Source organism: Chryseobacterium taichungense (genome assembly GCF_900109935.1).
GTDB lineage: Bacteria > Bacteroidota > Bacteroidia > Flavobacteriales > Weeksellaceae > Chryseobacterium > Chryseobacterium taichungense.
On the sequence record NZ_FOBV01000009.1, the window covers coordinates 25,743 to 51,338 of the forward strand.

The window sequence follows — 25,596 nt, forward strand, 5'->3', positions numbered from 1 at the left end:
TTCTTTTTAAATAATTAAATTAAAATGCTACATTAACACCGAACATAAAGCTTCTTGCTTTCGGATAGGTACTGTAATCAATACCGAAAGACTGAATTCCTCCCTGAGAAATCCCTGTATTGATTTCCGGATCAAAACCTGAATATTTTGTGATGACAAATAAATTCTGAGCGGTTACAGACAGTCGTATGTTTCTTACATGATCGCCGATTCCTAAGATTTTAGGATCAAGACTATATCCAAGGGTGGCATTGTTTAATCTGAAGAAATCTCCTTTTTCAAGATATCTTGTTGAAATTACATTGGTATTGTTCGGACTTTCGTTAGGAAACTGGGTGGCAGCATCTGTGGTATTTTGTGAAAGTCCCAGTCGCCCTCTTGTAAATAGGGTGGAAGCTGTATTGTTGTAGATCATGTTTCCGGCAACGCCATTAAAGTTTAATCCCAAATCGAAATTTTTATAAGCAGCTTTTAAATATAAATTATATGTAAAATCGGGAAGAGCACTTCCTGCAGCAACTCTGTCATTATCCGTGATAATTCCGTCTCCGTCTACATCTCTGAAAATATTAGTTCCGTTGGCATTCAATCCTAAAAATTCCTTTACATAGAAAGTCCCGATGGGCTGTCCGTTCAGATAACCGTTGATAACCGCATTGGTTGTTCCGGGGCCCTGCGCTTCTCCTGTAGAAATAACCTTGTAAGGCGAATCTTTTATTACATTTTTAATGAAAGATGCATTTCCTCCGATGCTGTATGTGAATGCTTTATTCGGATTGCTGTTGTAGTTTAAAGAAATTTCCCAACCGGTATTATTGATCTTCATATCAGGAATATTCTTCCACATTTTCGGTGCAGGTTCTACAGGATCTACGGTGTTGATTTCCAATAGGATATTATCGGAAACTTTCCTGAAGAAATCTACAGTACCGGTTAATCTGTTATTAAAGATTCCGAAATCTAATCCGATATTGGTCTGTGTTGTCACTTCCCACTGCAGGTCCGGGTTGTCGGCTCTTACCAGATAAACGCCTACAGGATAATTTCCACTATCATTTAAAGGATAGGTTGCCTGTGCGGTTCCGTTAGAGTCTGCCTGATAACTTCTTTTGGTAACTTTCCCCGGAATTTCCTGATTTCCGGTTTTACCCCAGCTTGCTCTTAATTTCAAATTGCTGATTTCCTGTACATCGGAAAGAAATTGCTCTTTGCTGATGTTCCATCCTGCTGCAACTGATGGGAAAATTCCGTATTTGTTATTACCTCCGAATTTAGAAGAACCGTCGGCTCTTAATGTAGCGGTCAATAAATACTTGTCGTTGAAATCATAATTTACCCTTCCAAACCATGATTGTAGCTCATTTTTATTGGCAGCAATCGATGTGGTGGAATTATTTTTTCCGGCGGCAGGAATCTGATACTGTGGCTCGATACCATTGATAGGGAAATTTTCGTAATACCATCCTCTTGCCGTAAGCTTTAATCTTTGATAAGAATGTCCGGCCATTACATTAAAATGATGCGTAGCAAGATTAAATTTATAAGTAAGCGTATTTTCAACCAAAGTATTATTGTTGGAATAGTTGCTTAAATTTAAAGTTCCGATTTCCAGAGGAATAGCGTGCGGCATATTCTGAATCACCCTTTCTGCCGAAGAATAATCTACACCTAAGTTTAGTTTATAAATTAAGCCTTTGATAATTTCTACTGAAGGCGAAAAATTAGCTAAAATTCTGTTATTGGTTGTAAAATCCTTATAAATGTCCTGACGGATCAGCGGGTTGAAAGATCCATTATTGAAAACCGTTGTCGGAGCGCCGTTGGTGTAAGCAGGATATGTAGGATTTAAAGTAAGCATTGTAGAAACCATGCTGGTAACGCTCGGTCTGTTGTTTTCAGTTCTGGCGCCACTGATATTAAAATCAACATTTACCCTTCCGTCAAAAGCTTTCTGAGAAACATTGATACGTCCTGAATATCTTCTCAGATTGTTATTATACAAAATACCTTCCTGATTTTCATATCCCAACGTTGCATAATAGTTTGAATTTTCCGTAGCTCCTGATGCTGAGAAATTAACATTATTAGAGATTGCGGTTCTTGTAAGCTCATCCTGCCAGTCTGTATTTCCGCCCATATCATCGAGCTTCGCCCCCATAGCGGTGACCTGTCTTCTGAATTCGTCGGCATTGAAGACATCCATTTTATTGGCTAAATGAGAAACGGTAAGATTAGAAGAAAGGTTCATCTGCATTCTTCCTTTTTTACCTTTTTTGGTGGTGATGATGATAACCCCGTTTGCGGCTCTTGCTCCATAAATAGCAGCAGCAGAAGCATCTTTCAGAACATCAATGGATTCAATATCCTGTGTATTGATGAAGTTCATCGGGTTGTTGGCAACTCCTGTACTGCTGTTGTCGATCACAAAACCATCGATCACATAGAGTGGAGTTGTTCCTGAACGCAAACTTCCAACCCCACGGATCACGATATCCTGATTGGCTCCCGGCTCACCACTTACATTCGCAACATTTACCCCGGCAATCTTTCCCTGCAACAGTTGTCCTACATTCGCAACCAATCCTTTATTGAAATCTCCGCTTCTTACAGATCCTATTGCACCCGTCACATCAGATTTTTTCTGGGATCCATATCCTACCATCACGATTTCTTCAATATCCTTGAGTTTGTCTTTACTCTTGATGGTATCAGTTTCTTTTTTTTGTGCAAATGTTAAGCTGACACAACCCATCAAAACAGTTGGCACGAGGTAAATACGTTTCATTCCTTAATTATTTTCGTGCAAAATTAGGTTCGATTCTTTCCAATTGTCGTTAAATTACCGTTAAGTAACTGCTTTTTAAATTTAACAAAATGTAAACTTTATTGCGAAAAATTAAATTTCAATGAACTTTATGTTAATCGAAGTGTGGCAACTGCCTTCTAATGAGCAAATGAGCTGTTAATATTGGTTTGTGTGTTATTAACTCCACTTTTTAAAACCTGTATTTGATGTAATTTTGCCCATTGTTTTTAAAATAATTAATTATCAAAATAATAATGAATATGTACTATGTTTGTAAAAGCCTTAATATAAGAAGGGTTGCTGTTGTTTTAATGCTTCTTTTAGAATCTTTTCTGAGTGCCCAAACCCAAAAACCGGTTAATATCATTTTTATGATCGGTGACGGAATGGGCGTTTCGCAGGTCACCTCTGCTTTCTATTTTGGAGATGGGAAACCAAATTTCCAGAATTTTAAATATGTCGGACTTTCTGAAACTTCCAGCACCAGCGACCGTGTGACGGATTCTGCGGCGGGGGCTACGGCTCTGTCAACGGGACAAAAAACGTACAAAAGGGCAATCGGGGTAAATAAAGATTCCCTGGCAATTCCCACGATTTTGGAGCAGTTACAGGATAAGGGATATAAAACGGGATTGGTTTGTCTTACAAGCATTACTCATGCCACTCCGGCGGCTTATTATGCCCATGTAAAAGACCGTGATCTTCATGAAGATATCGCCTTAGATTTTATAAAATCTGATGTTGATTTTGCAGCAGGAGGCGGTTTAAAGTTCTTTAATAAAAGGAAAGACAACAAAGATTTGCTGAAAGATCTGACGAAAAAAAATTACAGAATTGATACGACCTCTCTCTCAAAACCTGCAGCAGGAAAGAGAAATCTGTATTTAATGGCACAGGACGAACTACCTAATAAAGTACAGGGACGAAAAGATTTTCTTCCGGAAGCTACACAAATGGCGCTGGACTTTTTATCGCAGAAAAATGAGCCTTTTTTCCTGATGGTAGAAGGCTCGTTTATCGATTGGGGAGGCCATGCAAACAATGCTGAAATGATGGTAAAAGAAGTCCTTGATTTCGATAAAACAATGGGTGTTGTTATGGATTTTATTAAGAAGAATCCTAATACCTTACTGGTGGTCACTGCCGATCACGAGACTGGGGGAGCAAGCATAGGAAAATTTATGGAAAAAGATGCTTCAGGAAAACCGCAGGAAGTAAAAGATAAAGTTCAGGTTAATTTTATCGACGGGCAGCATACAGCAGCTTTAGTGCCGGTTTTCGCCATGGGAAAAGGAGAAGAGCTGTTTTCAGGGGTATATCCGAATAATACAATCTACCATAAACTGGTTGAGGCTTTAAAAAGATCTGGAGTTAACATAAAATAGAAACTATGCTTTTAAACTTAAAAAAAATAAATATTGCTGTTGCATTAACGATAGGGAGCTTTGTTTTTGCACAACATTACGCTGCCCATTCGCACAACGATTACGAACAGAAAGTTCCTTTCTGGTATGCTTTGGAAGCGGGCGCAACATCTATTGAAGCCGATGTTTATCTTGTTGATAATCAGCTTTACGTGTCGCATGAGCAGAAAGATATTAAAAAAGAAAGAACTTTCGATAATCTTTATCTCAAACCTATCCGGAAAGCTTTAGAATTGGGTATTATAAAAGATCAGCCGGTCCAGATTTTAATTGATCTGAAGACAGAAGGAGAAGCTACCCTGAAAAAGATCGTTTCTGAGATCTCAAAATATACTGACATAACCGCTTCAAAAAATATCAGTTTTGTCATTTCCGGCAATAAACCATCTCCTGAAAAATTTTCGTCGTATCCGGATTTCATTACCTTCGATTATCAGTCATTACAGAATCTTACCCCCGAACAATGGAAAAGAGTGGGACTTGTAAGCTTAAATTTTAAAGAATATTCTGGCTGGAACGGGAAAGGCGGACTGACGGTGGAAGACCTTCCAAAAGTAAAGGCAGTCATTCAAAAAGCAAAAGCCTTTCATAAGCCTTTCAGGTTTTGGGCCATTCCTGACGGTAAAACTTCGTGGGAATTCTTTGCACATGCAGGAGTGGATTACATCAACACAGATCATCCAAAAGAATGTGCCGATTATCTTAAAAAACTTGATGAAAGGACTTTTAGAAATACGTTGACCAGTGATGTTTATCAGCCTAAATTTTTATATGAAAATAAAAATATCCCGGTAAAAAATGTAATTCTTCTGATCGGCGACGGAAACGGACTTTCGCAAATTTCGTCTTCTGTTTTAGCAAATAAAGGACAGCTGACGCTGACTCAGCTTAAAAATATTGGATTGATAAAAACGACATCTGCTGATAATTTTACCACGGACTCTGCGGCCGGCGCCAGTGCTTTTGCAACCGGAAAAAAGACCAACAACCGTTTTATTGGTGTTGACCCTTCAGGCAAAGCTATCCCGAACATGACCGAAATTCTCTCTGAAAAAGGCTTTAATACGGCCGTCATCACCACCGATGAAATCGTAGGAGCAACTCCGTCTGCGTTTTATGCTCACCAAAAAGACCGCGGCATGGAAAAGGAAATCGCATCAGACCTCATCACTTCAAAATTAAGTTTTTTTGCGGCAGGAGGGAAGTCTAAGGTTTCCGGTCTGAATAATTTTAAAGTGGCAGAAAACACAAAAGAAATTGCAGAAAGCAAAGCCGACCGGCTGGCCTATTACTTTTCCGATAAGGGAGTGCCGCAGGTATTGAAAGGCCGTGGAAATATTCTGGCAGAAACCGTAGAAAGCAGTCTCGAATTTTTAAAAAGTAAAAATAAACCCTTCTTCATCATGATTGAAGGGGCACAAATCGACAGCGGCGGCCATGCCAATAATGTCGGAACGATTGTAACTGAAGGAATTGATTTTGACAGGGCTATTACAAAAGCCATCCAGTTTGCCGATAAAAATCCTGGAACATTAGTGGTTATCACTGCAGATCATGAGACTGGGGGCTTCAGCATTCCGCATGGAGATATGGCAACGAGTACGATTGAAGGAGATTTTACGACAGAAGACCATTCGGCGACACTTATTCCGGTATTTTCGTACGGACCAGGCACGGAAAATTTTATGGGAGTTTATGAAAATAATGAAATTTTTCATAAAATATTACAGTCTCTGAAGATCAAGGAGTGAGAGGCAAAATGTGATTAGTCAATACTTAATCTGTTAAAGTTATTCAATTTAATTGTAACTGTTAGATTAAGTATTGACTAATTCAATTTACACATTATAACATTTCCAAATACCCTCTAAAAACAGCATATATCTTGCCGGCTGATATTCTCCATACGAGAATAGATAAATGGAATCATTGTTGGTAGTATTTCACTAACTGTGTAAGTTACACAGTTAGTGAGACACTACCCATAAAACTCAATTTCAGCAGGACCCCTTTCAATCGGCCCTTTAATTAATCCTTGTGATTCAGCTTCTAAGCCAGCCATTGCTTCTTGCCTTGAAGCAGCACTAATAGATTTGTTGCCAACGTGAGCAGGGTCTGTTGCTAAATCATTAAACCTTGGATCGCTTGAGTATCTGGAGGGCACATGAGAGTTATCACTAAATGTTTTGTATCTTTCAATTTCTCCAGCAGGTTTCTTTACTCTTCCTATTTCTTCCCCCAGCAAACTCTTCACCTTAGCTACATCATTCTCAGCAATAGCTTTCTCAAGTTCAGCAACCAGCTTATCATCCTTAGCTAATGTACTCGCTTCTTCAAAAGTCTGTTTAACTAAAACTAATTCTTCAGGATTTAATCCTGAATCGCTTACCAGTTTGGCCAGTTAAAGTTCGGCCACAAAGCTATCAAATGTAACAATTCTTTGTACTAAATGATAAAAACGGATAACTGTTGAGTCATCCGTTCTTTTTATTTTCCCTACTTCTTGTTAAATTCTAAAAAATTATCAGACTACAATCTATAAATCTTTTAGTGGAGTATTAATGAATGGATCCTCCAAATCAGGATTTAAACACATCATTAAAGCTGTATCTAATTTATAAATCACTTCAAAATACTCTTGTTGAACCTGAGAATCGTCTGAATATAAATTAATGTCCATATATAAAGATGGCATTATTCCTATTAATATAAACATAATTCTTTTTGGAACGTAACTTTCAAGTTTGTAGTTAGATTTGAATTGTTCTAGATATTCATACAATTTATCTAACTTATTGTAGTCAATCCCTTTGTTAAAATGAAAATTCATTAATAATCCTTCTTTTTCATTATAAAGCAAATCATTAAGATTCTTTTCTAGTTCTTCTGTGTTATTCATTTTTATTAATTTATTTTATTGGTTTTATTGCATTTAAAGGTATTCTGTCAGTAACTATTAAAAATTCTGAAGATGCTTGCGCGAAACGTCTAGTTCTAGGATTTTTAATTAGTGAATTTCTCACCATTTCATCAGAGAGATCAAAAAAATGTCCTTCAACTTTTGTCAAATCAATTTCCACAACTGCTTTTCCATCTTTTAAACCTCTTTCTATAGCCATTCCTTTATCTTGAAATGATGATATATATGGAGTTTCTGTTCTACTTCCGGTACCTACGTGACCTTCTATAGTAAAGGGTGATCCGGATTTTGTAAGACCATTCTCGCTTTTTGCGATAATTTCACTATAAGCACTTTGATCGTCTCTAAGAACTCGCCACACTTTATTAATACCCTTAGGATTAGTAATACTATTACTATATTGATTTAAATATTCTATAAATTTTTTATCAAATGCTTTTTCCCAATCTGCTAACTTCTTACCTTCCTCCAGCAAACTCTTCACCTTAGCTACATCATTCTCAGCAATAGCTTTCTCAAGTTCAGCGACTAGTTTTTCATCTTTGGCTAAAGTTCTTGCTTTTTCAAAAGCATTTTTCACCGCAAGCAGCTCTTCGGGGTTTAATCCCGTTTCTTTTATTACTTTAGCTAATTTTAACTCGGCTATAAAGCTATCAAATTTAACAATTCCTTTTCCAAAAATAAGGCTATCCAAAAAGTCGGATAGCCTTGCCGGAACTGTGTTATTTGGTTAATTCTTCAATTTTTAAAACTAGTTGTTTCAGTGAGCGTGTCCTAAATTCTGCAATAGGATTAAACCAGTCACAATCTCCATCTTTTATTGGAAGCACTTGCAGTAAAAACTCTCCATTAATTTCTGAGTCGGGATACCATCCTATATCTATTAAAAGTTTTTTGTCTTTTGATTCTATTTGAGTCATATTTTGAGTAAATAAACCTAATGTATAAAAATCAAACTCTTCTTCTGTTAATTCATGAATTTCGGGATCAAAAATAGTTAATTTATTATATATTATTTTCCAATCATTATTTACTGTAAGTGTAATTTGTTCAAAATCTTTTTCGTTAAATAATTGAGTTCTCATAATTAAAAATTTATATATTTTGATAACCTATTCGTATTTATTGGATGGCTATGGTGAAATCCTGATGAAATTTCTGCCCTAATCCATTCCGTTGGTATTCCATTGTCATAGCCTATAATTCTATTTGATTTATAGAAAAAGTAGGTTACATTTTTATTATTTTTAGGAATAAAAACCGTTCCCTTTTGCAAAGCTAATTTTTCTAAAGCATTAATATTAACATCAGGTAAATATTGTGCTGCACCTCCGTTTTTAGAAAATTTAATTGCTTGTTCTACTGTTTTGGCTTTTTTATGTTTTAAATAATCTCCAGGTTTGGCATTAGCTATTTCTGTTCTATGTGCTTTTTTATCTCTAAAACGATTGAAGCTTATACTTTGCTCATCTAACTCAGGATATGTATGTCCCTTCTTTGCATCGGTGGATATTTCCTCCAGCAAACTCTTCACCTTCGCCACATCATTCTCAGCAATAGCTTTCTCAAGTTCAGCGACTAGTTTTTCATCTTTGGCTAAAGTTCTTGCTTTTTCAAAAGCATTTTTCACCGCAAGCAGCTCTTCGGGGTTTAATCCCGTTTCTTTTATTACTTTAGCTAATTTTAACTCGGCTATAAAGCTATCAAATGTAACAATTCCTTTTCGAATAGCAAATACTGCTCTGGCTAACAATTCGCCTGCCTGGGGAAGACCGGGAATTGTAGCATAAGTAAGCTGGCGGGCTTTTACAAAACCGTCTAATATTTTTTTCTCCTGAGCCTGGATTTTGGCCTGTCTTACAATATTTTGCTGTACTCTTTCCTCAAGACCTTCAATTTTAGCCAAATCACTTTCAAGTTTGGCTATTGCATTTGTGGCATCCTCTGCTTCATTAAAGGCTTTGCCGGCTGCGGCAATAGGCTTCGCAGATTTTAATACAGCTCCCAATGCTGCTGCATCTAACGCAACTCCTGCAATGGCAACGACAACCCAAACCAAACTCGGATCATCGGAGAGTAAGCCGACATCATGAAACTCTTTATTGTCTTTGTATTCGTTTATTGTTTCGTAAGCGACATTAATACTGACTGCCAATGACAAGGCACCACCTGCAATTACTACCGGAGTAGCAGCACCCCAGGTTACCACGATAAGCGCAAGTGCAAAAATCCCTTCGCAAATGGCCAACAGTATTTTTAAACCTTTTAAACGGTCATATTTTGCGGTAATAATACGATCATAAATACTTCCTTTTTCAATATGTTGTTTTTCGTAAGAAGCTTTAAACAAATTATCGAGCTCATAGATATGCTCGGGATTCTCTTTGATATTATTGATTACACGATCTACTTTTTCGTTTTGTGAAGTGATATATTCATTCAAAAATGCTTTTAAATCTGTTTTATTACTTATTTCTGCAAACTCTTCTTTATCAAAAGCAGGATCGTTAACCAATGGTGTCTGACTGGAAAGTTGGTTTATCGATTTATTGGCATTATCTATTTTGGATTGCCCAAGGCTATATTCCTGTTGATCAATATAGGATATCCCATGCTCAAGAACCTTTTTTGAACTATTTTTTATTGATGTTCCTGTTTCATAATTTTCTTTAGCTCCAGACTTTATAATGCTTTGTGACAGACGGTCTAAAAAGACGGGATCATTTAATTTTTTTTCTTCCTGGTATAAGGTATGTTTGTAACTTTGCAGCATTTCAACGCCAAGGCGAACGGTTTCGGTTTCAAAGGCTGTTTCATATCTTTTTATAAAACTTTCAAATTCTGAAATAGACTTAAATCCATTCTTATTTAAATTTTCAGTAAGCTTTTCTTCAGCTGCATTGTTTCGTGCATTTATTCTTTCAATACGTTCGTCTTCTATTTTAGATGTACTAAATCTTTGTCCGGAATGTACAGGCCTGTTGTAAGAAAGAAGTGATTTGTATGCTGCATATTCTTCATATAAATCTTCTAAACCATAGAGTTTAGTTTTCACAGTTTCTAATTCATCACGGTTTCTAAGGTTTTTGTCTCGTTCTTTGATGTATGATTTCAGCGATTCCTCAATAGCTGTTAAATCATTTGTTTCCTTCGATACTTTATTTTTATAATCGGCCATTTCTTCCTCCGATAATTGTTTTAACAGATCAAGGATGCGTGTATTCTGAATGTAATCCGCAGTACTTGCCGGATTCCGAATAAATTGTTTTTTATTGGGTGATAAAGCTTCAGTTTCTTTTTCTATGGTATGTTCTTTAGCCGATATTCTGTAATTTACAGATCCTCCTTTGGCAACTATATCTTTCACCTTTTCATCAGTAAATTTTGGATTCCACTTCAGATGACGGGTCAACTTCATTTGTTGCTCTGCAAAGTGGTTGAGATCCTCATCGGTCTGAATGAGTTTCCCATTAAATTTCTGATTTTTTGCTACAACAATAGTATAAATAACAGAGTCATCATCTATAGAATTATTGGTTTTAGGTTTTTCTGTTGCTGATAAGACAGCATCATCCTTTTTAGGTTTTTCATCTTTACTTTTCCCCAACACCTCATCCATTTTCAACAATGTCTCCCTGTTAAAAATTCCTGTTGCCGTAATATTATTCTTCTGTTGAAAACTTATAAGTGCCATTTTCGTTTCCTTCCAAAAAGAAGATCCATTTCCAACGGCTTTATAGCCTAGTGTATTGAGCGCTTTATGGAGAATTAAAACATGCGGACCTTTTTCTAAAAACTTGATGGTGACTGATCCATTTTCTACCTTTTTAAATGCTCTGTTTCTAAAAAGACTGTACGTTATTTGGGTAACTTCTGTTTTGGCGAGGGAGATGGTAACATCCTGGCTGGTAATTTTTTCTTGATTTTCTTCATCTTCTTTACGATGGATATTTTGCGATCCGGACCTGCTGGCCCTGGGCGCAAATGTTTTTTTATGTCTGCTCATGGTATTGGTTATTAGATAAAATTCATTCTGCTAGACCAAGTCTTATTCTGATTTTTGTACAAACGGAATGAGGCGGGACTGGTTTTTCCCAAAAGCTTTTTCGTTTTCTATGGTTAGGTAAGTGCTTAATAATGAATGCGTAATTATAGTTTCCTCACGGTCATGTAGTGCCATGGCCACATTTTTCATAATATTTCGGATGTTGGCTCCGGTATACGCATATTCTTTAGCCAAATGTTTTAAAAGTTCATCACTTTCAAAGGTTATATTATTAGGAAGATAATGCTTCCAAAGTGATTCTCTGGTAACTTCTGTGGGTCTTATGACATTGATAGAAACGTCTATACGGCGCTTAAAGGCATCGTCCATATTGTTCTCAAAGTTGGAAGCAAGAATGGTTAATCCGTCAAATTTTTCTATTCGCTGCAGTAAGTAAGAAACTTCCTGATTGGCATAACGATCGTGAGCATCTTTTACATCAGAACGTTTTCCAAACAAAGCATCCGCTTCGTCAAAAAACAGCATACAGTTTTTTCCCTGCAGCCGGTTGAACAGCACTTCAAGATTTTTCTCCGTTTCACCAATGTATTTGCTGACTACCTGAGAGAGGTCCACATGGTACATGTCGATACCATACGTATTGGCAAGAATTCCGGCCAGCATGGTTTTTCCTGTTCCCGGCGCTCCGTAAAATAAAGCAATAAAACCGGGTTTAAAGCCATGTTCATTATTTTTAAAAAAGCCATTTTCCAAAGCATTGATATAATGTCCGATGGGTTTTATTTGCTCCCTGACGTTATTTTCCAGAATAATATCGTCCATGGTCAGGTCAGATTTATACAGCTTCCCCGGAAAGTAAGAGCCATGGTCTAATTGAGGCTTTTTCCCTGATAAAAAATAATTCAGATAGGCCGTATCCAATTCAATTTTTCCATGGATGAATTCTGATGAAGAACGATTATATATAATGTCATTTTGCAGGAGTATACTGCCGTTGATGAGCTGGGCGCTGTAATGTGACCATAATGACAAATCCTTTCCGGCCAGCAAAAAAAGTGCAGTCTGGAAAGTTGGTTTAAAACTGCGGTTAAACTTATTGTATTCGCCACCCGCCTCAATCGCAAAAGCATTACTGCTTTCTTCTATTTGCACAAATGTTTTTAATATCGATGGATAATGCGCTGAAGCAATACCCAGAGCTAAAATTACCCTGTCAATCGCCGTGAGCTGAAGTGTATTTACAATAACTGAATAAGGAGATTCACTATCTGATTTCGGTGGCTCAGGAACTTCAGACACAATATTTAATTCTGCTTCATCTTCTAAAAACAATTGTTTGCATCGCATTTCAATAAGCGATTCCAGCCATTTCATTTCTTCACTTAAGGAATGATGGTCTACTTCATTGATTTGAAATAAATGATTAAATTTTTCGGCTTTTTCATTGATCTTTGTTTTCATCAATGATTTTTCGTAGGTAACAGGAGATTTCATACTGATAAGTTGAGGTTATTGGAACACTATTTTAAATGCGGGAGAAATATTCGGAAATTGTATTTTTTATGTAAAACTGTCATTACCAATTCACAAAGATGAATTTTTCCTTCCAGGGCAATTTTACCAGACCAATTCCCCAGGCTAGTTTTTCGAGTAAAATATCCTGCGTTTTCCGCTCTACGGTGAGGGTATAATCATGGTCAGTGACAACCAGTTTACCCGGACGCTGAAAAAACTCATTTTGCAATAATGCTAAGGATGAATTCTTCATCGGATTCCAGTTGTGCTGAACACTTTCTATGACATTTTTGGCTTGTGTTTTATGCTTGCGGGAAAGTTTAATATGCCTGTTAATCGTTTGATTCATCGGAATATTACATAAGAATTTTTCAAAAATCATGTCATATTCAGGAGCATTTGTTGTTCCGGTGGCAATATAATGTAATAAATGCGCACACAATTCAGGATCAGTGAGTTCCTGGTTTTCCGGATGGATAAGGTCACAATGTTCAAAAAAGGTTTTGATGAACGGATGTATCAGGATAAGTCCTGCATTCTGAATGTACTGCCCGTCATTTACATTTACGTTTACATCATCATGGATTGCTGAATTATTTTGATGTATTATTTCTTCAGAAGTTTTTACATTGTCAAGCTGATCTTCTGTTTTGTTTTTAAAGCTTTTAATGCGCTCAAGAATTTCTTTTTCTTTCATAAAAGGGAAGATCTCAACTACCGTTTTCCAATTTTCAGAATCTTTTACATCGGAAAATTCTGCGGGTCCTGCTTTTAAAATTTGTCGTAAAAAATATTCCTGAAGATTACTGCCTGATGACTTCAGATATTCCGACAGCAAACGCAAAACCAGGCGCCATACAGTGATTCTGTGCGGATGATTTAATTTTGATATACGCCGAATAATTTCAGCTTCCAAATTGATCTTTAATTCTTTATTTTCTAAAATAGCCAGGCACAATTGGGAAATTTGTCCGTCAGAAAGCTGATTAATGATTCTGTCCTGAACATGTTGCTTTGCCAAAACATAAATTATACTTTTCTGAAAGTTTTTAGCTGCAATAAGACTTTCAAATACCGATTTTTCCAGGAAACCAATAGCTTTTTTCTCCGAATTCCACCAGGGCATAGATCCGTTTTCCAAAAAAAAGATAAAGGTCTGAATCATTTTTTCCTGATTATCAATTCGATATGCTTTAAAATCCTTTTCGTCTTCGAAATTGGACGTTTTATTGTCCATGGCTATTTCTGACAATTCTTCTTTAAAATGCTGTGTAATTTTATCTCTTAATTCAGTATTCAGCGAGCTGTTTTTTATATTCAGATTCAGTTCCAGCCGGGGAATTTGCAAAGTGTGACCTCCTAATTTGTGCTCAATACTATTGATGTATTTTTCTATTTCGGGGAAAACATCTACGGACAAAAAGCTGCTGATATCATCTTTTATATGATACGCTTTTTCTTTGTTGCTGACGGTGACTTCAACAAAAACTTTCTGAATGATATGATCCTGCTTCACTTCAAATAGATTTAATTATGCAATACTGATAGCTTTATTTCTTGTCAAATTCTCCTCCCCAAAAACCAGCCGGACAAAGGCTCAGTTTTGATCTTTGCTTTGCGCTTAATCTGCATCCGCAACCTCTGATAAATCCGTCTTTTGGAGCATCTACGACTTCCAGTGTATCAGGATTCATCCATTTCATGGCGTTGCAGTTGTTGCCGTTTTTTAGAGGACAGGCATTACAGATTTCTTCACGTAAAGAGAAAATATCTTCTTCATTTTGATTCGCCATGCCCAGTTTTGAACGTAATTCATTGAAATGGCCGCCAATGATTTCATTGCGCTTGCCAAAAAGTGTTTTAATATTCATACGATTTAAGTTTTAAGATTATTATTGGGGTCAAAATTAGAGCAAGAAATTCCATCTGACTAATTATGAGGGCTCTCCGTTCTGTCTTTGCAGTAAAAATCAAAATCATCTTTAAAGAATCATCATTAGAATTTTTAGAAAATGTCTGATTATAAAACGAATACTACTTCTTAAAAAAATTGCCATTGAATTTACTTGTACATTTATCCATCATATAAGCATTTTTTTTCTGTCAAAATGAGACGGTATCATTTCACCATCGCAGGAATAGGGGAATTTTTAATTTGAGTTATTATTTTTATTTGAATATTTAAAATATTGATTAATAATGATTTATAAATCTATTATTTTTGAATTTTTATAAAATGTTAAAATTTTATTTACTGCAAAGACAGGTTTGAGGCCTCAAAATATTTGTCTTTTGATTGGGTGTAATTGTATGTTTGCACCATAATAATAAAGAGCAAAATTATGATCGATAATGTACTAACGGTTTTAAAAGATACGCTGAACGTTGCAACTGATTTACATGATATTGTAGTTGTGGATAACATCGGAAAGCATGAAGATGACACCTCAGGTCTTGACAATAAAGTTGTAATCACATTGGTGAGTGTTGAAGAAGAATCTACAATGAAAAACGCTTCAAGATATAATCAGGTAAAAGTAGACAATATACCGGTTCGCTATGAATTGGAGCCTGCCCCGGCTTATTTGAATTTATATGTAATGATCTCCGCAAACAGGACGCGATATTCAAATGCTTTGATAAATATTTCAAAAATTATCGAGATATTTCAGGCAAACAGTGTGTTGCAATACAATGATTTAAAGTTCAGAATCGAACTGCACTCCATTCCTTTTGAGCAACTAAGCTATGTTTGGGGACTGCTTGGCGGAAAAGTAATGCCTTCTGCATTCTATAAAATCAGTGTAATAAAAATTGCAGCGGATACACCACCAACCGATATAGAATTAATTGATGAAGTAGATGTTAAAAGCATCAAACTCGATTAATCATAAAACTAAAAACTAATAACCTTTAACTTAAATTTTTAAACATGCTAAATCCAACAACACCAGGTGTTTCAGTTGAAGAAATTACCAGGCTTCCCAATTCAGTTTCATTAATTGATACGGCTATTCCGGTATTCATCGGATATACTGAGATGATGCCCGCTGATCATACTGAGCCTTTGAATATCAGCTCTCTTTTGGAATATGAAAAAAAATTTGGAAAAGCAAAAGGAGAACATATCCAAATCAAAGACAAAGTAAATAAAGGTATAGAACTTATAGCGCCGGAAGTACAATTTTTAATGTATTATTCACTTCAAATGTACTTTGCTAATGGTGGTGGTCCGTGTCAGGTTTTTTCAGTAGGAAATTATACCTCCGGAGAAATTAAACTTGTCGATTTATCTACCGGCTTGGGAGTGATTAAAGATACATTTGATCCTAAAATTATTGTTTTTCCCGATGCTGTGTCGATGGCCGAAGCCGATTTTTACAGTATTTATAATCAGGCAATTGATAAGGTCGAATCACTAGCGAAAAACTGGTTTATATTATTAGACACGTATCACGGAAATTCTTTCATCCAATCAGACAATCTTAATACGATTGGCAATTTCAGAAAAGAAATAGCACTTACAACACACGCTGCAGCGTATTTTCCGCACTTAACAACCATTCTGAATTATACGTTTGATGAAACAAATACACCTATCATTCACACCGGACTGCAAGAAAACGGACAGACCAGTGCCAGTTTATATGCAGGTGAAATTGCCGCTTTAGAAGAATTAAAAAACCTGGCAAGTGAAGAAATTATAAGTGGACCTGCCAATGGTTTTGTACTGGGAGATTTATTAGGCCAGGCGATTGCTATCGCAGAAGAAATCAATGAAACTGCTGACGAAGGTGATGCAAAAGGTAATTTAATTCATGCCATTGGAGAGGCAAAAGCCGTATTGGAAGCCATCTATGACGGAACAATTGATGATTTTCTGGTGCCTGATGATTTAGATGCAGATACACCGGTCTTCAGTGGCGAATTTGAAGCTTTGAAAACGGCAATTCTTGCTGTAAAAGATGAAGTAGGAGCAGCAAATGGTATCACGATGAGAGATTTAGAATCAGTCAATTCCGCATTATACAATCAGATAAAAAAAGAAATGGCATCCCTGCATGTTGTGTTACCGCCTTCTTCAGCAATGGCAGGCGTATACGGAAGGATAGACAGCACAAGAGGAGTCTGGAAAGCGCCGGCCAATATCAGCCTTAATTATGTTATTGCACCGACCGAAAAAGTTTCGGACAAAGAGCAATCGGATCTGAATATAAATGATTCAGGATCAATAAATGCTATCAGAACTTTTACCGGAAAAGGGACTTTAGTCTGGGGAGCCAGAACCTTTGATGGAAGAGACAAAATAGAGACTGAAGACAATGTATGGAAATATGTGCATGTACGTCGCTATTGTGATATGATGAAACAGTCGATAAACATTGCCCTGCAAACTTTTATCGATGAACCTACCATTCCTTTCACCTATTTACGTGCAAAAACTATGTTGGAAAATTTTCTCAACCAACAATGGATCGAGGGTGCATTAGCAGGAAGCACTCCGAAAGAAGCTTACAAAGTAGAGGTTGACGGAACCAAAGATGAAATTAATGATATTAATATTCTAAATGCAAAAATCGAAATAGCACTGGTACGTCCGGCAGAATTTATCGTATTAAATTTCTCGCACAAATTACAATTATCTTAAAAGAATATAATCAATCACGAATAAACATTCGAAGTTCTGCTTCGAGGTAAATTAATCTTAATTAAAAATTTTAACAAATGAATTACAAAACCCCTGGAGTTTACGTGGAGGAACAGGAAAAATTTCCGCCTTCCGTAGCGCAAGTTGAAACGGCTATTCCTGCATTTATCGGATATACGGCAGACGGCCCGAAGAATAAACCAACAAGAATCTCTTCTATGTTGGAGTATGAACAACTTTTTGGAAAAGCAAATCCGGAAATGTTTGCTGTAGCTTTCAAAGACGGCGTTGCTACGGCAACACAAACTAAGGTAAGCGATTATAAAATGTATTATGCCTTGCAGATGTATTTTGCGAATGGTGGAGGACCTTGCTATATCGTTTCAGTTGGAGATTACAATGATCCTGTGACAGTAGGAACTTCTGCTACACAAGTAGGAACTTTATTACATGGTCTTGAATTACTTAAAAAAGAAGACGAGCCGACACTTATCATTTTCCCTGATCTTCAGGGGCTGGTACCTTCCGGTGCTGATGTTACTGCTGCAGGACAAGCTTCTCAGGTTGCAGAAGATAATGAAGAATTGGCTACCAAGGCCAAAGCCGCTGCCGGAGCTGTTGCGACCGCTGTTGCAACTGCTGTTGATGGTGGTGGTGATCTGGAAGCTGCTATTACGGCTGCTACGGCTAAAGTTGCTACCTATCCTGTTACTGATACTGACAATCTTGAAGAAGTTACGGAAAATCAGGCTGCCCAAGCTGTTGCAAATGCTGTTCAGATGGCGAGTACTGCTGCCGGTGCCAAAACTTCTGCTCAGGCCGCAGCCAATATTTTTAATGGAGTATTCAATACTGCTACAGCTATAGCTCAGGCTTCTGTTGAATATTTTGATGTAGTTTCTGATATTAGCCCAACTGATATTGCTAAGGTTTACGCTCTGTACAACAGTGCTTTGAATCAGGCAGAAGCGATGAAGGATAGATTTGTCATTATGGATGTATTGGATAATTATACTAACTTCAGAGACAGAGTCAATGCATCGGGTCTAAAATATGGTGCTGCTTATTATCCAAAATTAAAAACAGTATTAAGCTATGATTACCAGGAAGATGATGTTTTGGTTACCGGTACATTTGGTATCTCCAGCTTAGCAGGATTAAAATCAACAAATTCGGATTTCTACAACCAGGCAAAAAATGCCATTGAGTCTAAACAGGTGGTATTGACTCCATCCTCATCAATGGCCGGAGTATATGCCAGAGTAGATAGCACTTCAGGAGTGTGGAAATCACCGGCTAATTTAGGTCTTAATCTCGTAGAAGCACCTGCAGTAAAAATCTCGAATAAAGAACAAGATGAATTAAATGTAGATCCTGAATTCGGAAAATCCATCAACGCGATCAGATCTTTCACAGGAAAAGGAACCTTGGTTTGGGGCGCAAGAACATTAGACGGAAACAGCAATGAATGGAGATACATTTCCGTACGTCGTTTCTTCAACATGGTGGAAGAATCTGTGAAAAAAGCAACAGAACGTTTTGTTTTTGAACCGAATACAGCCAACACCTGGATTAGAGTACAGGCAATGATCGAGAATTTCCTTAATCAGCAGTGGCAGGACGGCGCATTAGCCGGAAGCAAGCCCGAAGAGGCGTATTATGTAAGCGTTGGATTAAACAAAACCATGTCTGCTCAGGATATTCTTGAAGGAAGAATGAACATCGAGATCGGTATGGCTGCCGTACGTCCTGCAGAATTTATCGTGCTTCGTTTCTCACACAAGTTGCAGGAAGCATAAAAATTAAATTAAATAACAATTAAATATAAAAAATTATGAGTACATATCCATTAGTAAAGTTTGCCTTTGAAGTAGATTGGGGCGGAACGAAGGTAGGTTTTCAGGAAGTATCTGGGTTGAATATTGAAGCAGGTCTGATCGAATACAGACATGGAGCCAGCCCTGATTTCAGCAAGATGAAAATGCCTGGATTAAAAGTTTACAATTCTATTACTTTGAAAAGAGGAACGTTTAAGGCAGATAACGAATTTTTTGAATGGTTCCAGTCGATTCAGTTGAATACGGTGGAGAGAAGATCAATTACAATTTCTCTTTTAGATGAAAACGGAGAACCTGCAGTGACATGGAAAGTGAAAAATGCCTTCCCGCTTAAAATGCAGTCCACAGATCTGAAAGCTGAAGGAAACGAGGTAGCGATCGAAACTCTGGAACTTGCACACGAGGGATTAACTATTGAAAATAACTAATTATTAATTTAAAAATCTAAAAAAATGAATTACAAAACACCTGGAGTCTACGTAGAGGAAATCGCAAAATTCCCACCATCTGTAGCACAAGTAGAAACAGCTATTCCTGCTTTTATCGGACATACAGATAAAGGACCAAGAAATGAGCCGACAAGAATCTCTTCGATGTTGGAATATGAAACGCTTTTCGGAAAAGCAAAAAATGAAGCTTTTTCATTTAACATTGTTGATGCAACTTCAAATACACCTAGAAGTGTTGTTGCAACTTTAACAAGCCCAAGTCCTTTCAAAATGTACTATGCGATGCAAATGTACTTTGCCAATGGGGGAGGACCATGTTATATTGTTTCTGTAAACGGATATGGAACAAATCCATCGTTAGGAACTGAAACGACTGCCGGCAGCTTATTGTTCGGATTAAAAACTTTAGAGAAAGAAGACGAGCCGACACTTATCGTTTTCCCTGACGCTGAATCATTAGGAGCAAATGCATATCCGCTATATAATCAGGCCTTAGATCAGGCAGAAGATTTAAAAGACAGATTTGTGATCATGGATGTAGTCGGATCTGTTGCTGATTTCAGAGCTGGGGTAACCAAAGCTTTAAAATACGGTGCCGCTTATCATCCAAAATTAGAAACGGCTTTGAGCTACAGTTATGATCCGGCTATTATGGTGGGAGCTCAGACTCTGGAATACTGGAAAACCCATGATTCTGAATTGTATAATCTTGCAAAAAATGCTATCGAATCTAAAAGAGTCGTTATGGCTCCATCCTCATCAATGGCCGGAGTATACGCTAAAGTAGACAGTACGTCAGGCGTATTTAAAGCACCTGCCAATGTTGGACTAAACTACGTGGTAGCGCCAACAGAAAAAATCTCTCATGAAGATCAGGAAAGCCTTAACGTAGATCCTGAATTCGGAAAATCGATCAACGCGATCAGATCTTTCACAGGAAAAGGAACCCTGGTTTGGGGCGCAAGAACATTAGACGGAAACAGCAATGAATGGAGATACATCTCCGTACGTCGTTTCTTCAACATGGTGGAAGAATCTGTGAAAAAAGCAACGGAACGTTTTGTTTTTGAACCAAATACAGCCAACACCTGGATTAGAGTACAAACCATGATCGAGAATTTCCTTAATCAGCAATGGCAGGATGGCGCATTAGCCGGAAGCAAGCCAGAAGAAGCGTATTATGTAAGCGTTGGATTAAACAAAACCATGTCTGCCCAGGATATTCTTGAAGGAAGAATGAACATCGAGATCGGTATGGCTGCCGTGCGTCCTGCAGAATTTATCGTGCTTCGTTTCTCACACAAATTGCAGGAAGCATAAAAAATTAAATTAAATAACAATTAAATATAAAAAATTATGAGTACATATCCATTAGTAAAGTTTGCCTTTGAAGTAGATTGGGGCGGAACAAAGGTAGGTTTTCAGGAAGTATCGGGGTTGAATATTGAAGCAGGTCTGATCGAATACAGACACGGAGCCAGCCCTGATTTCAGCAAGATGAAAATGCCCGGATTAAAAGTTTACAATCCTATTACTTTGAAAAGAGGAACGTTCAAGGCAGATAACGAATTTTTTGAATGGTTCCAGTCGATTCAGTTGAATACGGTGGAGAGAAGATCAATTACAATTTCTCTTTTAGATGAAAACGGAGAACCTGCAGTGACTTGGAAAGTGAAGAATGCCTTCCCGCTTAAAATGCAGTCTACAGATCTGAAAGCTGAAGGAAACGAGGTAGCGATCGAAACCCTGGAACTTGCACACGAGGGATTAACTATTGAAAATAACTAATTATGGCTCTTTTATATCCTCCAACCAGTTTCTCTTTTATTGTTAATGGGATTTCGACAACAGAGGGTATTGACTCCAGATTTCAATCTGTATCAGGTTTATCCACAGATATTTCAACCGAAGAATATGCCGAAGGAGGCGAAAACAGATTTCTTCATCAGCTTCCTCTGCGGCCAAAGTATCCCAATTTAGTTCTTAAGCGCGGATTGATCGTAAGTTCCGGACTGATAAGCTGGTGCAGAAATGCCATGGAAAACTTCGAATTTGAGCCCAGGAATCTGGTCGTTTCTCTTTACGGAGGACTGCAGTCCACGGCCCCTTTAATGGTCTGGAATGTTGTCGGAGCCTTCCCGGTACGATGGGAGGTTTCAGAATTCAATGCAGAAGAGAGTAAATTGGCTATTGAAACAATAGAACTGAAATACAGATATTTCACGATACCTTCATCGTTAGCAAGCTTAGGCTTGTAATTTCTAAATCAAATCTGAGCACTTAAAAGTGTGTTTGCCTCAGGATAACTTTTAGCAAAAATATTTTTCACAAAAACAACGGATTGGTCTATCACAGGACTGAACACACCCGTTATGTGCTTGGATTTTTTAAAATAAACATGTTAAATCATTGATTTTTAAATATTTAATTTAAAAGTTGATTAAAAACAAACGAAATGCCAATAGAAATAAAAGAGCTTCACATTAAAATCAATGTGGACGAGAAAACAGCAGCAGCGACGACTGAAGCATCGGTAGATGTTGAAAAAATCATGCGGGCAGTGAGCGAAAGTGTAGAGCAGGCAGTAAATATTCAACAACGAAAAAAAGAAAGATAATGAAAGGAGCACTTCAAAAACTTACGATCGGAACCTATGAAAACTCTGATTATGATAAAAGGATTGAAAATCATGCCTTTACAGCTTTTCTAAATCCTACAGGATATTCTGTAACCTATAAAACGGAACTCGAAAAACCACTATTACCGGGAGCTGCTAAAACTGACGCAAAATATGTTGCATCACCTTCAACTGATTTACAATTAGAATTTTTATTTGATGGTACAGGTGTTACAGAAATCTATTCTGGTAATAAACTGATCAATAAAATTAAAGGAAAAGCTTTTAAAAAAACATCTGTAAAAGATCAGGTTGATGGTTTTTATAAAGCTACAGGCGAAGTTTCTGGTCCGATACACAAACCTTATAATGTTATTCTTAATTGGGGTGATTTTGAATTTAAAGGCGTGCTGGCAGAATTTACTGTAGAGTATAAATTGTTTGACAACGAGGGGCAGCCTTTAAGAGCGATCGGAAAAGCAAAGTTTAGTGAATCTATAAGTCCTAAACTGGAAGAAGCAGGAAAGAAAAGTAGCTCACCAGATCTTACTCACAAAAGAACAGTACAGGATGGAGATACACTACCATTAATGACCGAAAGAATTTACGGAGATTCTAAATACTACCTGGAAGTGGCTAAAGTAAACGGTCTGATCAATTTCAGACAATTAATTCCGGGACAGGAATTGTTCTTTCCGCCCATAGAAAAAGTTTCATAAGATGAATAACAGCGGATACATACAAACAGCAAAAAATCCTGACTTAATAACTTTCAAAGTGATGTCCGGAGGCACAGAATTGCCCGGAAAGTACGGTGTGAAAAGCATTGTCGTAGAAAAAGAAGTCAACAGAATTTCTTATGCCCGCATTGTGATCGTAGACGGAAGCGTACCGGAACAGGACTTTAAATTAAGCAATGAAGATTTATTAATTCCCGGGAAAGAAATTGAGATTACAGCTGGATATCACTCTGAAGAAGAAACCATTTTTAAAGGAGTTGTTGTAAAGCACAATATCAGAGTCAGAAACGGATCTTCTTACCTCATCATCGAATGTCGCGATAAGGCCGTAAAAATGACGTTGGGAAGAAAAAGCAAATATTTCTACGACAGTAAAGACAGCGATATCATCGAAGAGCTGATTGGCAGCAGTGGTGCCACTGCTGATGTAGAGGCCACTTCAAATTCCCATAAAGAACTGGTACAATACCAAGCTTCAGATTGGGATTTTATGCTGACCCGAGCACAGGCTAACGGAAAGCTTTGTTTTGTTGATGATGGAACGATCAAAGTAGCGAAACCTGATTTCAGTGGCGAAACGGTAGAAACTGTTGTCTACGGATCATCGGTGCATGAATTTGACGGTGAAATTGATGCAAGGGATCAGTTCAGTAAAATTACCGCCAAAACTTGGAACTATACCGATCAGGAACTGACAGAAGTTGAAGCACAGGATCCGGCTATCAGTCTTAATGGAAATCTTTCGTCCGGTGATCTGGCTAAGGTCTTCGGAATTGAAGACTTACAATTGAAGCACGGCGGAAATCTTACACAGGGTGAGCTGCAGGAATGGGGCGATGCCAAAGCAACTTTTCAGCAGTTGGCCAAAACCAGAGGAAGAGTGAAATTCCAGGGAATTCCATCGGTAAAACCGGGAGTTACATTAACACTTCAGGGAGTAGGAAACCGGTTCAATGGAAAAATATACGTCACAGGTGTCCGTCACGAAATTTTTGATGGAAACTGGTTGGTAGATGCACAGTTCGGACTTTCTCCCACATGGTTTTCTGAAACTTATGATGTGAGTGAAATGCCGGGTTCTGGAATTATCCCAACTATAAGCGGACTCCATGTCGGAATCGTTTCACAACTGGAATCTGATCCGGATGGAGAAGACAGGATTTTAGTACAGATTCCAATCATTAACAATGAAGAAGAGGGAATCTGGGCAAGAATTGCCACTCTGGATGCCGGAGAAAACAGAGGATCTTTCTTCAGACCGGAAATCGGTGATGAAGTGATTATCGGGTTTATTAATGATGACCCCAATGATGCAGTAGTATTAGGAATGCTGAACAGCAGTACAAAACCGGCTCCTATTGTAGCCTCGGATGATAATCACGAAAAAGGATTTGTAACCCGAAGCGAAATGAAAATGATCTTTAATGACGATAAAATTTCCTACACCCTGGAAACCCCGAAAGGCAAAAAAATAATCGTCGACGAAGATGCAGATGTCATTAAACTGGAAGATGAGCATTCTAATATGCTTACCCTCAATAAAGACGGGATCACTATTGAAAGCTCAAAAGATATCAAGATCAAAGCAAAAGGTGATATCAATATGGAAGGCGTTAACATCAACGTGAAAGCCAGCGCACAGTTCAAAGCTGAAGGAAGCTCAGGTTCTGAACTTAAATCAGGAGCAGTGACAGTAGTTAAAGGATCTCAGGTTAAAATCAATTAATCATCATGAAACCGGCAGCAAGAATTACAGATATGCACACCTGTCCTATGGTGACAGGAAATGTTCCGCATGTAGGCGGACCTATTATTCCGGCAGGAGAACCTACGGTACTGATCGGCGGGAAGCCCGCAGCAAGAGTAGGAGATAAAGCAGTTTGCACAGGCCCGTTAGATACCATTGCATCAGGATCTTCAAGTGTTCTGATCGGCGGAAAACCGGCAGCCAGAATGGGAGATTCCACCGCTCATGGAGGGGTAATATCCGCAGGGGAAGCTACTGTTTTAATCGGTGGATAACATTTAAATAGAATCTCCTGCAATAAGAACGTAAAAACATCAATAACAAAAAGGTTATCACAACTAAAACTCTATGTTACAGATGCAAGATGTTACAATTAAATAGAACAAATAACGTATGAAAATAAATACAGATTTTTTAGGAATAGGCTGGAGTTTTCCGCCTGAGTTTAATCAGACTGAAGGAACGCTAGGAATGACCACTGATGTGAAAGACATTAATAACAGTCTTATGATTCTGTTGTCAACACGTCCCGGCGAGCGCGTCATGTTCCCGAATTACGGATGTGACCTCCAGGAAATGCTCTTTAAGCCATTGGACCTGACGCTGATTACTCAGATGAAAGGAATCATTGAGCGTGCTATTTTATACCACGAACCCAGAATCAACATTCTGAGTATCGAAATTGATGCTCAGGACGAGCTTGAAGGCGAAGTTTTGATAGAGATTGACTACGAAGTAAGAAATACCAATACAAGAAGCAATATGGTTTTTCCTTTTTACAAAAGGGAAGCTACCGAAATATAATGAATTACGGGATGTCTGTAGCCATTTTACATACTACCAAACCCTACATGATATTGCATCTGACCATAGAAAGATAAATATA

General features: G+C 37.6%; 23 protein-coding genes. 14 read left to right on the top strand and 9 right to left on the bottom strand.

Annotated elements, in window-relative coordinates; translation table 11 throughout:
* Nucleotides 1–19: 19 nt before the first annotated feature.
* Nucleotides 20–2,785: a SusC/RagA family TonB-linked outer membrane protein gene (locus tag BMW64_RS16965; protein WP_090001293.1), complete on the bottom strand. Its 2,766-nt coding sequence runs from the start codon at nt 2,783–2,785 to the stop codon at nt 20–22.
* Between the two features lie 275 nt (nt 2,786–3,060).
* Between BMW64_RS16965 and BMW64_RS16970 the strand changes: the two genes are divergently transcribed.
* On the top strand, nt 3,061–4,191 hold the full coding sequence (locus BMW64_RS16970; protein ID WP_090001295.1) for an alkaline phosphatase: 1,131 nt from the start codon (nt 3,061–3,063) through the stop codon (nt 4,189–4,191).
* Nucleotides 4,192–4,196: 5 nt separating this feature from the next.
* Nucleotides 4,197–5,981 carry an alkaline phosphatase gene (locus BMW64_RS16975; RefSeq protein WP_090001297.1) on the top strand — a complete coding sequence of 595 codons (1,785 nt, stop codon included), beginning with the start codon at nt 4,197–4,199 and terminating at the stop codon, nt 5,979–5,981.
* Between the two features lie 227 nt (nt 5,982–6,208).
* Here BMW64_RS16975 and BMW64_RS16980 read toward each other — a convergent pair whose 3' ends face one another.
* From BMW64_RS16980 to BMW64_RS17015, 8 genes are all read right to left on the bottom strand, one after another.
* Complete coding sequence (locus BMW64_RS16980; protein WP_143052722.1) at nt 6,209–6,475, bottom strand: hypothetical protein; 267 nt, start codon at nt 6,473–6,475, stop codon at nt 6,209–6,211.
* Between the two features lie 291 nt (nt 6,476–6,766).
* Nucleotides 6,767–7,129, bottom strand: coding sequence for a hypothetical protein (locus BMW64_RS16985; RefSeq protein ID WP_090001301.1), 363 nt, complete (start codon nt 7,127–7,129; stop codon nt 6,767–6,769).
* Between the two features lie 10 nt (nt 7,130–7,139).
* On the bottom strand, nt 7,140–7,844 hold the full coding sequence (locus BMW64_RS16990; protein WP_090001303.1) for a DUF7587 domain-containing protein: 705 nt from the start codon (nt 7,842–7,844) through the stop codon (nt 7,140–7,142).
* Between the two features lie 28 nt (nt 7,845–7,872).
* Entirely contained in the window at nt 7,873–8,235 is a 363-nt protein-coding gene (locus tag BMW64_RS16995) for a hypothetical protein (protein ID WP_090001305.1), read from the bottom strand.
* A 2-nt stretch (nt 8,236–8,237) separates the two neighbouring features.
* Nucleotides 8,238–11,156, bottom strand: a complete 2,919-nt coding sequence (locus BMW64_RS17000) for a peptidoglycan-binding domain-containing protein (RefSeq protein ID WP_090001309.1) — start codon at nt 11,154–11,156, stop codon at nt 8,238–8,240.
* A gap of 42 nt (nt 11,157–11,198) precedes the next feature.
* Nucleotides 11,199–12,650 carry an ATP-binding protein gene (locus tag BMW64_RS17005; protein ID WP_090001311.1) on the bottom strand — a complete coding sequence of 484 codons (1,452 nt, stop codon included), beginning with the start codon at nt 12,648–12,650 and terminating at the stop codon, nt 11,199–11,201.
* 82 nt (nt 12,651–12,732) lie between these two features.
* Nucleotides 12,733–14,187 (bottom strand): contractile injection system tape measure protein, encoded by a 1,455-nt coding sequence (locus tag BMW64_RS17010; RefSeq protein ID WP_090001313.1) that lies wholly within the window; start codon nt 14,185–14,187, stop codon nt 12,733–12,735.
* A 34-nt stretch (nt 14,188–14,221) separates the two neighbouring features.
* Nucleotides 14,222–14,542, bottom strand: coding sequence for a hypothetical protein (locus BMW64_RS17015; RefSeq protein ID WP_090001315.1), 321 nt, complete (start codon nt 14,540–14,542; stop codon nt 14,222–14,224).
* A 471-nt stretch (nt 14,543–15,013) separates the two neighbouring features.
* On the opposite strand from BMW64_RS17015, the gene BMW64_RS17020 reads away from it, so the two are divergent.
* The 12 genes from BMW64_RS17020 to BMW64_RS17070 all read left to right on the top strand — a co-directional run bounded on the left by BMW64_RS17020 (nt 15,014) and on the right by BMW64_RS17070 (nt 25,514).
* Nucleotides 15,014–15,559 carry a Pvc16 family protein gene (locus BMW64_RS17020; protein WP_090001317.1) on the top strand — a complete coding sequence of 182 codons (546 nt, stop codon included), beginning with the start codon at nt 15,014–15,016 and terminating at the stop codon, nt 15,557–15,559.
* Between the two features lie 44 nt (nt 15,560–15,603).
* A complete protein-coding gene (locus BMW64_RS17025) occupies nt 15,604–17,319 on the top strand; it encodes a phage tail sheath family protein (protein ID WP_090001319.1) in 1,716 nt (571 codons plus the stop codon).
* A gap of 77 nt (nt 17,320–17,396) precedes the next feature.
* A complete protein-coding gene (locus BMW64_RS17030; RefSeq protein ID WP_090001321.1) occupies nt 17,397–19,118 on the top strand; it encodes a phage tail sheath family protein in 1,722 nt (573 codons plus the stop codon).
* 35 nt (nt 19,119–19,153) lie between these two features.
* Nucleotides 19,154–19,585 (top strand): phage tail protein, encoded by a 432-nt coding sequence (locus tag BMW64_RS17035; RefSeq protein WP_090001323.1) that lies wholly within the window; start codon nt 19,154–19,156, stop codon nt 19,583–19,585.
* Between the two features lie 24 nt (nt 19,586–19,609).
* Nucleotides 19,610–20,926, top strand: a complete 1,317-nt coding sequence (locus tag BMW64_RS17040) for a phage tail sheath family protein (protein ID WP_090001325.1) — start codon at nt 19,610–19,612, stop codon at nt 20,924–20,926.
* Nucleotides 20,927–20,962: 36 nt separating this feature from the next.
* Complete coding sequence (locus BMW64_RS17045; RefSeq protein ID WP_090001327.1) at nt 20,963–21,394, top strand: phage tail protein; 432 nt, start codon at nt 20,963–20,965, stop codon at nt 21,392–21,394.
* Nucleotides 21,395–21,396: 2 nt separating this feature from the next.
* The gene (locus BMW64_RS17050; protein WP_090001329.1) at nt 21,397–21,864 is read left to right on the top strand and encodes a phage tail protein; all 468 of its coding nucleotides are present in this window, start codon (nt 21,397–21,399) and stop codon (nt 21,862–21,864) included.
* A 197-nt stretch (nt 21,865–22,061) separates the two neighbouring features.
* Nucleotides 22,062–22,223, top strand: a complete 162-nt coding sequence (locus BMW64_RS20760) for a DUF5908 family protein (protein ID WP_177175315.1) — start codon at nt 22,062–22,064, stop codon at nt 22,221–22,223.
* Nucleotides 22,223–22,942, top strand: coding sequence for a CIS tube protein (locus tag BMW64_RS17055; protein ID WP_090001331.1), 720 nt, complete (start codon nt 22,223–22,225; stop codon nt 22,940–22,942). The genes BMW64_RS20760 and BMW64_RS17055 overlap by 1 nt, the downstream gene beginning before the upstream one ends.
* 1 nt (nt 22,943) lies before the next feature.
* The gene (gene vgrG / locus BMW64_RS17060; protein WP_090001333.1) at nt 22,944–24,689 is read left to right on the top strand and encodes a type VI secretion system tip protein VgrG; all 1,746 of its coding nucleotides are present in this window, start codon (nt 22,944–22,946) and stop codon (nt 24,687–24,689) included.
* A 5-nt stretch (nt 24,690–24,694) separates the two neighbouring features.
* Nucleotides 24,695–24,985 carry a PAAR domain-containing protein gene (locus BMW64_RS17065; protein WP_228400943.1) on the top strand — a complete coding sequence of 97 codons (291 nt, stop codon included), beginning with the start codon at nt 24,695–24,697 and terminating at the stop codon, nt 24,983–24,985.
* Between the two features lie 118 nt (nt 24,986–25,103).
* The gene (locus tag BMW64_RS17070) at nt 25,104–25,514 is read left to right on the top strand and encodes a GPW/gp25 family protein (RefSeq protein WP_090001337.1); all 411 of its coding nucleotides are present in this window, start codon (nt 25,104–25,106) and stop codon (nt 25,512–25,514) included.
* Nucleotides 25,515–25,596: the final 82 nt, after the last annotated feature.

Coding starts and splice junctions, on each gene's coding strand:
- BMW64_RS17070 (WP_090001337.1), top strand. CDS start 25,104: ATGAAAATAAATACAGATTTTTTAGGAATAGGCTGGAGTTTTCCGCCT.
- BMW64_RS16975 (WP_090001297.1), top strand. CDS start 4,197: ATGCTTTTAAACTTAAAAAAAATAAATATTGCTGTTGCATTAACGATA.
- BMW64_RS17005 (WP_090001311.1), bottom strand. CDS start 12,650: ATGAAATCTCCTGTTACCTACGAAAAATCATTGATGAAAACAAAGATC.
- BMW64_RS16985 (WP_090001301.1), bottom strand. CDS start 7,129: ATGAATAACACAGAAGAACTAGAAAAGAATCTTAATGATTTGCTTTAT.
- BMW64_RS17055 (WP_090001331.1), top strand. CDS start 22,223: ATGAAAGGAGCACTTCAAAAACTTACGATCGGAACCTATGAAAACTCT.
- BMW64_RS17025 (WP_090001319.1), top strand. CDS start 15,604: ATGCTAAATCCAACAACACCAGGTGTTTCAGTTGAAGAAATTACCAGG.
- BMW64_RS17000 (WP_090001309.1), bottom strand. CDS start 11,156: ATGAGCAGACATAAAAAAACATTTGCGCCCAGGGCCAGCAGGTCCGGA.
- BMW64_RS16995 (WP_090001305.1), bottom strand. CDS start 8,235: ATGAGAACTCAATTATTTAACGAAAAAGATTTTGAACAAATTACACTT.
- BMW64_RS17065 (WP_228400943.1), top strand. CDS start 24,695: ATGAAACCGGCAGCAAGAATTACAGATATGCACACCTGTCCTATGGTG.
- BMW64_RS16965 (WP_090001293.1), bottom strand. CDS start 2,785: ATGAAACGTATTTACCTCGTGCCAACTGTTTTGATGGGTTGTGTCAGC.
- BMW64_RS17040 (WP_090001325.1), top strand. CDS start 19,610: ATGAATTACAAAACACCTGGAGTCTACGTAGAGGAAATCGCAAAATTC.
- BMW64_RS16970 (WP_090001295.1), top strand. CDS start 3,061: ATGAATATGTACTATGTTTGTAAAAGCCTTAATATAAGAAGGGTTGCT.
- BMW64_RS17020 (WP_090001317.1), top strand. CDS start 15,014: ATGATCGATAATGTACTAACGGTTTTAAAAGATACGCTGAACGTTGCA.
- BMW64_RS20760 (WP_177175315.1), top strand. CDS start 22,062: ATGCCAATAGAAATAAAAGAGCTTCACATTAAAATCAATGTGGACGAG.
- BMW64_RS17015 (WP_090001315.1), bottom strand. CDS start 14,542: ATGAATATTAAAACACTTTTTGGCAAGCGCAATGAAATCATTGGCGGC.
- BMW64_RS17045 (WP_090001327.1), top strand. CDS start 20,963: ATGAGTACATATCCATTAGTAAAGTTTGCCTTTGAAGTAGATTGGGGC.
- BMW64_RS17030 (WP_090001321.1), top strand. CDS start 17,397: ATGAATTACAAAACCCCTGGAGTTTACGTGGAGGAACAGGAAAAATTT.
- BMW64_RS17050 (WP_090001329.1), top strand. CDS start 21,397: ATGGCTCTTTTATATCCTCCAACCAGTTTCTCTTTTATTGTTAATGGG.
- vgrG (WP_090001333.1), top strand. CDS start 22,944: ATGAATAACAGCGGATACATACAAACAGCAAAAAATCCTGACTTAATA.
- BMW64_RS17035 (WP_090001323.1), top strand. CDS start 19,154: ATGAGTACATATCCATTAGTAAAGTTTGCCTTTGAAGTAGATTGGGGC.